At 41.1% G+C, this 11,953-nt stretch carries 9 protein-coding genes; 7 read left to right on the forward strand and 2 right to left on the reverse strand.

Features of this window, described 5'->3' with window-relative positions; translation table 11 throughout:
- Nucleotides 1-123: 123 nt before the first annotated feature.
- The 4 genes from B4A24_RS04935 to B4A24_RS04950 all read left to right on the forward strand — a co-directional run bounded on the left by B4A24_RS04935 (nucleotide 124) and on the right by B4A24_RS04950 (nucleotide 6,284).
- The gene (locus B4A24_RS04935; protein WP_293943197.1) at nucleotides 124-1,221 is read left to right on the forward strand and encodes a tetratricopeptide repeat protein; all 1,098 of its coding nucleotides are present in this window, start codon (nucleotides 124-126) and stop codon (nucleotides 1,219-1,221) included.
- Nucleotides 1,222-1,419: 198 nt separating this feature from the next.
- Entirely contained in the window at nucleotides 1,420-3,540 is a 2,121-nt protein-coding gene (locus B4A24_RS04940; RefSeq protein WP_293943199.1) for a carboxy terminal-processing peptidase, read from the forward strand.
- A 270-nt stretch (nucleotides 3,541-3,810) separates the two neighbouring features.
- Nucleotides 3,811-5,196 (forward strand): nucleotide sugar dehydrogenase, encoded by a 1,386-nt coding sequence (locus B4A24_RS04945; RefSeq protein ID WP_293943201.1) that lies wholly within the window; start codon nucleotides 3,811-3,813, stop codon nucleotides 5,194-5,196.
- Nucleotides 5,197-5,453: 257 nt separating this feature from the next.
- Nucleotides 5,454-6,284 carry a universal stress protein gene (locus B4A24_RS04950; protein ID WP_293943203.1) on the forward strand — a complete coding sequence of 277 codons (831 nt, stop codon included), beginning with the start codon at nucleotides 5,454-5,456 and terminating at the stop codon, nucleotides 6,282-6,284.
- A gap of 139 nt (nucleotides 6,285-6,423) precedes the next feature.
- On the opposite strand, the gene B4A24_RS04955 is transcribed toward B4A24_RS04950, so the two are convergent.
- Entirely contained in the window at nucleotides 6,424-6,831 is a 408-nt protein-coding gene (locus tag B4A24_RS04955; protein ID WP_293943204.1) for a DoxX family protein, read from the reverse strand.
- Between the two features lie 208 nt (nucleotides 6,832-7,039).
- On the opposite strand from B4A24_RS04955, the gene B4A24_RS04960 reads away from it, so the two are divergent.
- Nucleotides 7,040-7,870, forward strand: a complete 831-nt coding sequence (locus tag B4A24_RS04960) for a universal stress protein (RefSeq protein ID WP_293943206.1) — start codon at nucleotides 7,040-7,042, stop codon at nucleotides 7,868-7,870.
- Between the two features lie 61 nt (nucleotides 7,871-7,931).
- Here the strand turns inward: B4A24_RS04960 and B4A24_RS04965 are convergent, their stop codons facing one another.
- A complete protein-coding gene (locus tag B4A24_RS04965; protein ID WP_293943208.1) occupies nucleotides 7,932-8,834 on the reverse strand; it encodes a S66 peptidase family protein in 903 nt (300 codons plus the stop codon).
- 219 nt (nucleotides 8,835-9,053) lie between these two features.
- On the opposite strand from B4A24_RS04965, the gene metG reads away from it, so the two are divergent.
- Together metG and B4A24_RS04975 are read left to right on the forward strand one after the other, a co-directional pair.
- On the forward strand, nucleotides 9,054-11,123 hold the full coding sequence (gene metG / locus B4A24_RS04970) for a methionine--tRNA ligase (protein ID WP_293943210.1): 2,070 nt from the start codon (nucleotides 9,054-9,056) through the stop codon (nucleotides 11,121-11,123).
- A gap of 178 nt (nucleotides 11,124-11,301) precedes the next feature.
- On the forward strand, nucleotides 11,302-11,871 hold the full coding sequence (locus tag B4A24_RS04975; RefSeq protein WP_293943212.1) for an RNA polymerase sigma-70 factor: 570 nt from the start codon (nucleotides 11,302-11,304) through the stop codon (nucleotides 11,869-11,871).
- Nucleotides 11,872-11,953 lie beyond the last annotated feature (82 nt).

An 11,953-nucleotide genomic window follows, 5' to 3' on the forward strand; every position in this document is an offset into this window, starting at 1 on the left:
AGGCTTGTACCGGCAGGGGCTCAATACTAACTACACAATACTCAAAAAAACACTTTAACATTTTTTCACATAATTTTTCTTCATATTTGTATTACACGTTAATTACAGCGTAAATTTATAAGGATGACGAAATACTGGACCTTACTTTTGGCAGCCCTAACCACAACCCTTGGAATGAGCGGAAAGGTATGGGCACAGCAAACCCCAAAGGATTATACTGGGGCAATAAAAAAATACGATGCTTCTTTTAGAGGAATAGGTCCGGAGGTGTATTTCCTGCCACCGCCAAAGACCGAAAATGAAATTATTGAGGACAATTATAGCGATAAAAAGGGCTTCCGCAGGGAAATCGAGAGGCAACTGCTCTTTCAACGCTTATTGCTGCAATTGAAAAGCACCAATAACATCGGGCATTTTCAATACCTGATGAATCCTGTCCCACCCAATACCGCAGCATGGAATAATGCTATCGAAAATCAAAAGAAATCGGAAAACTGGATCGCAGGCTATGCCTTGGCAAATGAAGCCGCGCTATTTGCCATTAAAAATAATGATAGCAGCAATGCGTCAAAATTTCTCTATGACGCCCTCTCATTGGCAAATCGTACAGACAATACCAATGATATTGCTACGATCAGTCTGAACTTGAGCAATTTTCTTTTGTACCATGGCGACTTTGTCAAAGCAGAAGAGAGCGCCCAAAAATACCATAGCCATGCGACAGTCAGCAAAAGCTATGTCGAACAGGCAAATGCCTGGCTGTTAATTGCGATGGCACGTGCGGGACAGGGAAACTTTAAGGCCGCTGAGAATAACATTATCCGTAGCGCTATCCCGCTATTCAATAAAGCAAAAGCTTATGAAGGCAAAATATTCGCCTGGGAGATGCTTGCTGAGATTTATTTTAACCAGAATAAATACACAGAAGCGCAGTGGTTTTTGCTACAGGCACGTGACCTGGCCAATGCAAAGAAATTGAGCGGCGAACTTGCAGAGATCGAATATCTCCTTGCTGCCTCCAAACAAAAGGATGGTAATTACAAGATCGCCATCAAAGAATTTATTCAGGCGGCGGAATTGGCTTCTAATGAGAATAACAAGCAGCTTTCATTGGCTATATTGGACAAATTGGGCGAAGTATATCTTGTGCTGAAAGATTATCCCTCAGCCGACCAGACATACAAAGCTTATACACAACTGAAAAACGAATTGTACAATTAGGACTTTCATACAAAATATCAACCGAGGAACCGAAAGTAGGAAATAAATTGTACTTTAAGCTTTTTGTAAAGATTAAAGGTTAATTCAAATAAATTTTTAGAATCTATGTTAATGTGCTATGAATTTCACTAAATTTAGCACGCTTATCAATAAGAGCTGAATTTTTTTTATAAAATGATTATTAAAACTGTCGAAAATATGTTTAGGAAACTCATATTTGCACTTTTTGTGGTATCTATTGTCTCCTGTGGATCAAAACCACGGGTGGTGCTTCCAGATGATGGCGGCCTCAAGCCGAGTACCCAGCATCAGATCATCGCGAAAGAAGTGATTGGATTATTGGAAAATGCGAGCTACAAGAAGGTCAAAATGAATGATTCGATATCTGGAATTATCTACGATAATCTGATCAAAGGTTTGGACCAAAGCAAAAATTATTTGCTCCAGTCGGATATCGATGAATTTCAAGCTTACAAGAGTAATCTTGCCCAAGATATGAAAGATGGCGATCTCTCTGCTGCCTTCCATATCTTTAATGTCTACAAAAAAAGATATTTAGAAAGAATGCAATATGCGCTTTCTGAAATAGACAAAACACATGACTTTACTAAAGACGAATTCTATCAACCTAACCGGGAAAAATTAAGCTGGTTCAAAACTGACGTGGAGGCGAATGACCAATGGCGTAAACGTGTGAAATATGATTTGTTAAACTTGGAAACAGCGAGTGGAAAATCTACCGACAGCGCCAAAACCAAGCAGGTGGAGACATTGAAAAAACGTTATGTGAATTTAATCTCGCAAACAAAAAAATACAATTCCAACGACGCCTTCCAGATCATTATGCAGTCGCTGACAGATGCTGTAGACCCGCATACTTCCTATTTCAACCCATCGTATGCACAGGCCTTTAACGAAGGCATGGCAAATACTTTTGAAGGTATTGGCGCGAGGCTTATGATTGACAATGAGGCGGTGAGCATCAATGAGATCATCCCTGGTGGCCCTATCTTTAAGGACAAGACCATTCAGGTAAATGATAAGATCATTGGTGTCGCTCAAGGCAAAGATGGTGAATTTGAAGATATCATCGGCTGGAGATTGGATGCTGCTGTAGCTAAAATAAAAGGTCCTAAAGGAACAATCGTACGACTTAAGATCATTCCGGCAGGGCAACCGATGAACTCGCATCCACGTATTGTCTCCTTGGTCCGCGAAAAAATCGTTGTCGAGGAGGAATCGGCCAAAAAAGAGATCATGAACATCAAAGGTACAGATGGAAAAATGTATAAGGTGGGGGTGATCAATATCCCTAAATTTTACATGGACTTTGAGGCATACAGGAGACGTGACCCCAACTACAAAAGTACAACAAGAGACGTAAGGCTAATCCTAGATACGCTCAAGCAGGCTAAAGTAGATGCTGTACTCATCGATCTACGCTTCAACGGCGGAGGCTCTCTTCCTGAGGCTATTGATCTGACAGGATTGTTTATTGACAAAGGACCTGTCGTACAAGTAAGGGATACAAAAAATAATATTGATGTCGAAGAAGACAAAAATGCAGGGGTAGCTTGGGATGGCCCATTAGGGGTAATGATCAACCGTTTTTCGGCCTCGGCTTCTGAAATCTTTGCCGGTGCAATCCAAGACTATGGCAGAGGGGTAATCTTAGGCTCACAGAGTTATGGTAAGGGAACTGTACAATCTGCGATCGATATGTCACGTGTCATCAGCCCGACCAGCCGTCTACTACTAAAAGCTTCGGGCGAGAAAGACCCTGATACACCTGAAGGTGCTCCACAGTATGGACAGATCAATATTACACTGGGTAAATTTTACCGTGTCAATGGTAGCAGTACGCAACACAAAGGGGTGACGCCGGATATTACATTCCCATCTCAATTCTCGGCCGAGAAATTTGGTGAAAGTTCTGAAAAATCTGCGCTTCCTTGGGATCAAATCCAATCCAGCAACTTTAAAAAAGTCGCGGATATGAGTGGTGTGGACAAAAAGCTCGAAACCTTGCACGAGGCGCGTATCAAAAATTCCCTTGAATACAAATACCTGAAAGAGGATATCGAAGAAGCTCAAAAAGATGAAGATGTTAAAATTTCACTGGAATTGAATAAATTCAAAAAAGAAAAAGATGACAATCTCAAGAAAAATAAAGAGCGTATCAATGCTTTATTGAAATTACAGGGCAAACCAGCATGGGAAGAGGGCAAACCGCAACCAAAAATGGACCTTGACTTCGTAAAAGATGAAAGTGCAAAAGTAATGACGGATTACATCATCAATTTTGCTGAAAAAAAATAAGAAGTGATCAAGTAAAGTATCCAAAAAAAGAAAAAACTTGCTCCAAGTTAAAAAAAAAGTTAAAAGCTGCAGCTTTTAACTTTTTTTTTATATCTTAAAGTCGTCTTTTGAAAAGCGCTGTTTTACATAAAAATCGCCTGACCTACAACCACGAGACCACACTTGCTTGCAAGATTTATTTTTTTTTAGATCAAATTACTCGACATTTAAACACTAAAACTGTTCTGAACACTTTACATTTATTGTTATATTATAATTTAGATAAGCAAAATGAGCAAAACGATCAAGAAAATCTGCTGCATCGGAGCTGGCTATGTGGGAGGCCCTACCATGTCTGTAATTGCCAAACAATGTCCCCATATCGACGTTACAATTGTGGACGTAAATGCCGCCCGCATTAATGCCTGGAATGATAAAAACTTAGAAAACCTTCCTGTGTATGAACCAGGACTAAGTGAAATCGTCGCAGAGGCGCGTAACCGAAATTTGTTTTTCTCAACAGATATCGACAGCGCTATTGACGAAGCAGATATGATTTTTATTTCGGTTAATACGCCTACAAAGAACTACGGCAAAGGAAAGGGCCTTGCTGCAGATCTAAAGTATATCGAATTGTGCGCCCGCCAAATCGCTGCAGTGGCCAAAAACAGCAAAATAGTTGTTGAAAAATCCACTCTTCCCGTCCGTACAGCAGCAGCTCTAAAAAGTATTCTTGACAACACTGGAAATGGAGTCGACTTTCATATTTTATCAAATCCAGAATTTCTGGCAGAAGGTACAGCTATTACAGATCTGATCAATCCGGACCGAGTGCTAATTGGAGGTGAAAATGAAAACGCCATTGCCGCACTTGTCGATATTTATGCAAACTGGGTAGACCGGAGCAAGATATTGACCACAAACCTATGGTCTTCTGAACTTTCTAAATTAACAGCTAATGCATTTTTAGCGCAACGAGTATCTTCAATAAATGCCATATCAGCATTATGTGAAAAGACCGGAGCTAACGTAGACGAAGTAGCTAAAGCAATTGGTATGGATACGCGTATTGGTTCAAAATTTCTTAAAGCGTCGGTGGGTTTCGGTGGATCTTGTTTTCAAAAAGACATTCTCAATCTGGTTTATATAGCTAGAAGCTACGGCCTAACCGAAGTCGCCGATTATTGGGACCAGGTAATCATCATGAACGACTATCAAAAGCATCGATTCGCAGACCATATTATTCAAACGTTATATAATACGGTTTCTGGTAAAAAAATTGCATTTTTAGGGTGGGCCTTTAAAAAAGATACCAACGACACACGCGAATCTGCCGCTATTTATGTTGCAGACTACCTACTCAACGAGCAGGCCGAAATTACTGTTTACGACCCAAAGGTCAGTGCCGAGCGAATTTATGCAGACCTTGACGATTTAAACTCACGCTCATCAGATGAAAATAGACGTTTAGTCAAAATCGTTAATACGCCGTATGAAGCCTGCGATGACGCCCACGCCATTGCAATACTCACAGAATGGGACGTATTCAAGACCTATGAGTGGCAAAAGATAAAGGAAAAAATGAAAAAACCGGCTTCCATATTCGACGGACGCAAGCTCTTGAATCGTAAAGAATTAGAAGATATCGGATTTAAATATTACGCGATTGGCGAATAATTATTCGTACAAATGATTGGAAAAAGGGGCTTTATGCCAGATGCTCTTAGTTTTGAGCGATAGGCTATGTCCCTTTTATTCTATATAATATAGCCTTTAAATCGCAATTTTACCTTTTGTTTGTAACTTATCGTAAGATTAGTTGTTATACTAAAAACGGAAGTACAAACAGACGCTAAGGGTAATGACCTTGCAACAATACGTACTGTACCAGCGATTCCTGAGAAACCGAATTTTACAATTAAAAATACATGAGCATGAAACGTATCCTGCTTTTAACCGACTTTTCAGAAAATGCACTTCTAGCTGCAAAACAAGTAGCCCTATGTACAACGGCCTGGCACACTGAACAAGTGATTGTTTACCATACGTACAACAGCGTAACAATTGTAAACAACGAACCCATTGTTGTGGTTAATGATGAAGTAAAAGAGGCCAAAGAGAAAGAATTAAATGCATGGCTAGAGCTGATTAGACCGCTCTTTCCACCGCAAGTGACCTTATCCCATAGGATGGAAGATGTCGACCTTCCGATAGGTGTAAATGACTTATGCAAATCGGAGCATATCGATCTGGTGGCGCTGGGCATCACAGGCCAGACTGGCTTTGCCAAAATATTGGTGGGAAGCAATGCCATTACTTTAATGGATATCTGCAATAAGCCGATGTTGATTGTCTCCCATAAGGTTAATCCAGCAGTGCCAAAGCATGTACTAGCAACAACTGACCTAAAAGAAGTAGACCGCAAATTGAGTCTGTTTGACCTGGATCAGGTGCTCGATGCTTTCTCCGCCCAGTTATATGTTTTGAACGTGGCCAAAAGGGAGGGTTCTGCCGCAGATCTGGCTCAGGAATTAAAACATTTGCACGAACGCCTAGACAAGTACAAACCGATCTATGATTACATCAGCTATGACGATATCACGATGGGGATAGCAGAATATGCGAAGGAGAAACATATTGACCTTATCCTCTCCTTCCATAAGAAACAGGGTTTATTGGCAAGCTTATTCAAAACGAGCATCTCCAAAAAGATGGCATGGAATGGTGCGGCCAACTTATTGGTCATTCCAATGGACAAGTCATAAATAATAAGGCAAAGTAAGCATCCGGACAAAGGGCCTTGCATGGATTGNNCAATCCATGCAAGGCCCTTTGCCTCATGATCTGACAACTGGTATCGCCAGTTGTTTATAAAATGCGACTTGCCCGCTTATATGTTTGCAACTACTTCTTGTCTACGGAATGTTTCCCTGGCCCCACAAAGACTAGACCTAAAAACACGAAAAACAATTCGATGGCATGTGAGGCACCTGAAACACCATCTCCTTTGGAAAGGTGCATCAATCCTGCGACCACCATGGTAAAGGCAAGTAGCAGTGCCGATGGTCTGAAGAAGAGACCTAATAGCAAAAAAAGACCGCCAATAGTTTCTGTGGCTGCGGCCATAAAACCCCAAAATGCCGGCATAAAATTGATCCCGATATTGCCCATTGCTTTTCCGACGCCCCCCCAGAGTTCAGGCCCTCCTTGAAGCTTGGGCAAACCATGCATAATCATCATGACACCTAATCCGATACGAAGTATCAATAAGCCTGTATCTCTATATTTCCCCAATGAATTCCAAATTGCCATAAATAGAAAATTAATGTATTAAAATGTTAATTACTGATTGATATTTCTAAAATAACCAAAATCGGTTATTGATGCGTGTTTATTTTCACTCAAATATTAAGATTGAAAATAAGGTCCTCACAGCAGGGAAATGGATGTCCTTAGAAAAATATTGTATTTATGATACAAAATACGTAATTTAAGGACATAGACCTGATTATAAATTACTATGAAGAATCTTCTCTTATTAACGGACTTCTCTGACAATGCATATGCTGCGGCGCAATATGCAGCAAAATTAGCACCGCTTTGGGGAATAGAAAAGGTTGTGCTGTACCATACCTATGAGGTGGTACCCACGGTTGGCACAGAGCCTGTTGTCATCAGTAATTCGGATATCCTGGAAGAAAAACAAAAGGATCTCAACGTCTGGCAGGTGGATCTAATGCAGCTCTTCCCACAGGGCATTGCATGGAAAGTGGTGTTGGAGGAATATGAATTAAGCTATGGTGTCAACCGAACCTGCGCCGAAGAAGACATTGATCTTGTCATCGTGGGAACAGCGGGCAAAAGTGGCTTTAAAAAACTGCTCTTAGGAAGTAACACGCTAAAATTGATTGAGAACTGTCACACACCGCTATTGGTCGTACCTGCCAAAGCTGAATTCAGAATCCCCAAAAAGATGCTGATCGCAACCAATCTCAAGGAGGTGCGGCTTAAGTTAGACCGCTTATTAATCAATGCTGCAGAAGTACTGCGCAAGAGTGAGGTGTATGTCGTTCATGTCACCAAGGAGGATCCTGCCAGTAAGGCGCTAAGCACAGAAATTAATATAATGACCAATATGCTGGCCTCGTACCATCCAATATACAGCTATATCTTGCACTCGGATATTGCCGTGGGCATTAATCAATACATCAATGAGAATCATATTGATATGATGGTTACTTTCCATCGTGACAAAGGATTGCTCAGCCGGATTTTCAATACCAGTATCGCACAGAAAATGGCCTGGAAAAGCCAGGCGGCAATGATGGTCATTCCTGTACATTCAGGCTGATGCCTTGAGCGCAAGTAATCAAACTGTTTCATCCGAGATCAAACAGTTTGATTGCTAAAAGCTATAAATAGATGAGTTCTGTTTTATTCGTACTCGTTACTAATTTCACTTTCCGGCCTAATACCAGGGCATGGTTATCATCGATATGCCCCGCTGGATAGCCAAAGGCAACGGGAAAATCGTACTCTTTGACTTTATCCCAGATAATTTCCTCCACCGTCTGTCCAAATGTCGGATCATTGTCTTTCATGGATGAAAATCCGCCAACAATAAGGCCTTTCAATTTTTTGAATTTGCCAGCTCGCTTCAAAGCCCAGAGCATCCGATCCACAGCATAGTAGGCCTCACCCACATCCTCGATAAAAAGAATCTTATTCGCATACTTGACATCTGAGTCCGAAGCCAATAGGGATAATAAAATTGCCAAATTGCCACCGATCAACTTCCCTTCGGCCTCTCCAGGACGATTGGGGAACACCGATTGCTCATAAGCAAAGTCTACAGACTCACCAAAAAGTGCGTTTTTTAGCGTCTCCAGGGAAGCTTTCGTTCCTGATTCAAAAGACTTTGGCATCTGCCCGTGAATTGTCGCTATTTTATAGTTGCGTTGGATATGGCTGTGCAATACGGTGATATCGCTAAAACCCACCAGCCATTTCGGATGTTGCTCAAACTTGGAAAAATCAATTGCATCCACGATGCGGACGCAGCCATAACCTCCCCGTGCGGCAAATACCGCTTTGATGGATGGGTCGTCCAGCGCCCATTGCAGATCAGCAGCACGCAACTGGTCATCTCCTGCAAATTGATGGTAGGATGTCCCTACTGTCTCCCCTACCAGAACCTCCAGCCCCCAGCTCTTTAAGGTTTCAACGCCAATATCAATATTCCCTCGAATAAAGCTGGCGGGACAAACAATGGCGACTTTGTCGCCTTCTTTAAGAAAATCAGGTATTTTAGACATATTCTTTATATTTCATATCATTTAATTCGTATACAGTCATGAAGCTATCATGAGCACATGTGCTTATTCTGACCCCAAATATCTGCCCTAGCTCACACTGGTCTACCCTATTAAAAATTTAAATGGATCAAGGGAGAACAAATTTATCTTAGTTTTATACCGCAAATTGAATTATCTTTGTGAAAGAAACAAGTAAAAACTTTAATATACTTCCAAGCATTGAGTATTCTAGATAAAAAACGTTATACAATTACTTCGGCATTACCTTATGCCAATGGTCCTTTACATATCGGACACCTTGCCGGCGCTTATATTCCCGGGGATATTTTTGTTCGCTATTTGCGTTTAAATCAAAAGGATGTGGTCTATGTCTGTGGTTCGGATGAACATGGTGCAGCCATTACCATCCGCGCCAAAAAAGAGGGAATTACCCCACAACAGATTATTGATAAATACAATAAACAGATCAAGGAGAGCTTTGAGGAGTTTGGCATTTCTTTCGATATTTATCACCGTACTTCCGAACCGATTCACCACCAATTGTCACAAGATTTTTTCTTGAACCTATACAATAAAGGTGAATTTGTCGAGAAATTTTCGGAGCAATACTATGATGAGGAATACCACCAGTTTTTGGCGGACCGCTACATCACGGGTACTTGTCCAAACTGTAAATCTGAAGGCGCCTATGGCGACCAGTGTGAAAAATGTGGGACCTCGCTAAGTCCAACGGACCTGATCAACCCCATTTCAACATTAAGTGGAAAAACTCCGGTATTGAAAGAAACGAAGCATTGGTATTTGCCCTTGGATAAATACCAACCTTGGTTGGAAAAATGGCTGATCGAAGGCAAGAAAAATATTCTTAAATCAAATGTTTTTGGCCAATGTCAATCGTGGCTAAAGTCGGGTCTGCAGCCCCGCTCCATGACGCGCGATTTGGATTGGGGTGTGGATGTACCGCTGGCAGAAGCGCAAGGAAAAAAGCTGTATGTATGGCTGGATGCACCAATAGGTTATATTTCTGCAACGAAACAGTGGGCAATCGACCATGGAAAAAACTGGGAAGATTATTGGAAAACGCATGAAAATCCGGCCGATGATGCAACATTAATCCATTTCATAGGAAAAGATAATATTGTATTCCACTGTATTATATTCCCGGCAATTCTTCATGCGCATGGGGATTATATCTTGCCGGAAAATATTCCAGCGAATGAATTCCTTAACCTGGAAGGTGATAAATTATCTACTTCTAGAAATCATGCCGTCTGGTTGCATGAATACCTGGAGGAATTCCCAGGCAAGCAGGATGAATTACGTTATGTATTGACCTCAATATTACCGGAGACCTCGGATGCTGAATTTACCTGGAAGGATTTCCAGGCACGGATCAACAACGAGCTGGTAGCTATCTTCGGGAACTTTGTCAACCGTGTGATGGTACTGTCCCATAAATATTTCGATGGCAAAGTATTCAGTGGATCCCCGTTGACAACAGTAGATCAATCGGTATTGGATGAATTAAAAAGCTACCCGGCATCCATCAAGTCTTCACTGGAGCAATTCCGTTTTCGTGAAGCGCTTGCCGAATTTATGAATGTGGCACGCCTGGGTAATAAATACTTGGCTGATGAAGAGCCTTGGAAAATTATTAAAACAGATGCCGAACGTGTAAAAACAGTCCTGAATGTCGCATCTCAAATTGTTGCCAACCTTGCTGTGTTGGCACAGCCTTTTTTACCAAAAACGGCAACTAAATTATTTGAAATGCTCAATTTCCCTCAAGGAAACTGGAACGATGCAGGCAACGAAGCGCTCATTCAGGATGGTCATCAACTGGGTGAGGTACAATTGTTGTTTGACAAGGTAACGGATGAACAAGTTGACTTTCAACTGAACAAGCTCGCTGAGGCGAAATTGAAAAACCGCGCGGACAATACGAAGGTAGCCCCTGCAAAAGAAAATATCAGCTTTGATGACTTCGTTAAAATGGATATCCGCGTAGGAACAATCTTAGCGGCTGAAAAAGTTGCGAAAACAAAGAAATTACTAAAATTAACAATCGATACGGGTATTGACAACCGCACTGTCGTATCTGGTATCGCCGAATTCTTTAGTCCTGAGGAAATTGTCGGACGCCAGGTATCTATTTTAGTGAACCTTGAACCGCGAGAGATCAAAGGTATTACCTCACAGGGGATGATCCTGATGGCTGAAGATGCAGACGGCCGACTGGATTTTGTCAAACCGGATACTGCGATCAAAGTAGGAAGCATAGTGCGCTAGCCACTGACTCGCCATTCAAAATTATGCCCCCAGAAAAAAATCTGTGGGCTTTTTTTTTTGCATGTTGGTACTTATTGCGCTCATTCGTCGTTAAAGTTCGTTGGTTAGAAATGGATAATTGATGCCAATAAATCTTATGTAACGAAAAATCACTAAATTGCAGCAGTTTTAAACCTTGATGATGACAGTAAAGGATCTTTCAGATAAAGAATTATTATTGTTGCTGTACCGCGATAATCAGCATGCTTTTGATGAAATCTATAGGCGTTATTGGAATGATATGTTTCGGTCGGCCTTTAACCTCCTGAAAGATAAAGAGGCTTGTCTGGACATCGTACAGGAGTTGTTTGTCTGGCTATGGGAGCATCGTAACAATCTGCATATCGAATCCCTTCGCCCTTATTTGCTCACCGCCGTCAAATTTAAGGTGGCCAACTATATCAAAAAAGGCAAAATCAGATCTTCATTTTTTGACCAGCTTAAGGGGATCGAGGAGCCTCAGCACCTTCTGGAGGACAGTTTAGAGGTTAAAGAGATGATGGAAATCATCCACAAATTTACTTGTCAACTGCCTGAAAAATCACGTAAGATCTTTTTGCTGAGTCGTCAAGAGCATTTGAGTAACAGAGAAATTGCTGAATCACTAAATATATCGATCAAAACTGTTGAAAATCAAATGACCATCGTGCTAAGAAAATTGAAATCGTCCTTGGCAAAGCTTATCTCTATATTACTTTTTATTTTTTAATAACCCTTTTTATTTCCCGAGAATTCGTCTCTTATTTTTTTTAATTTTTTTTTAACTTGCTTTGGGGGTAATGATTCTTATA

This window comes from Sphingobacterium sp. UBA7249 (genome assembly GCF_002472835.1).
GTDB lineage: Bacteria > Bacteroidota > Bacteroidia > Sphingobacteriales > Sphingobacteriaceae > Sphingobacterium > Sphingobacterium prati.

What these genes read in the sequence shown, in the direction of transcription:
- B4A24_RS04935 (WP_293943197.1), top strand. Translation starts at nt 124, where the DNA reads ATGACGAAATACTGGACCTTACTTTTGGCAGCCCTAACCACAACCCTT.
- B4A24_RS04940 (WP_293943199.1), top strand. Translation starts at nt 1,420, where the DNA reads ATGTTTAGGAAACTCATATTTGCACTTTTTGTGGTATCTATTGTCTCC.
- B4A24_RS04945 (WP_293943201.1), top strand. Translation starts at nt 3,811, where the DNA reads ATGAGCAAAACGATCAAGAAAATCTGCTGCATCGGAGCTGGCTATGTG.
- B4A24_RS04950 (WP_293943203.1), top strand. Translation starts at nt 5,454, where the DNA reads ATGAAACGTATCCTGCTTTTAACCGACTTTTCAGAAAATGCACTTCTA.
- B4A24_RS04955 (WP_293943204.1), bottom strand. Translation starts at nt 6,831, where the DNA reads ATGGCAATTTGGAATTCATTGGGGAAATATAGAGATACAGGCTTATTG.
- B4A24_RS04960 (WP_293943206.1), top strand. Translation starts at nt 7,040, where the DNA reads ATGAAGAATCTTCTCTTATTAACGGACTTCTCTGACAATGCATATGCT.
- B4A24_RS04965 (WP_293943208.1), bottom strand. Translation starts at nt 8,834, where the DNA reads ATGTCTAAAATACCTGATTTTCTTAAAGAAGGCGACAAAGTCGCCATT.
- B4A24_RS04975 (WP_293943212.1), top strand. Translation starts at nt 11,302, where the DNA reads ATGATGACAGTAAAGGATCTTTCAGATAAAGAATTATTATTGTTGCTG.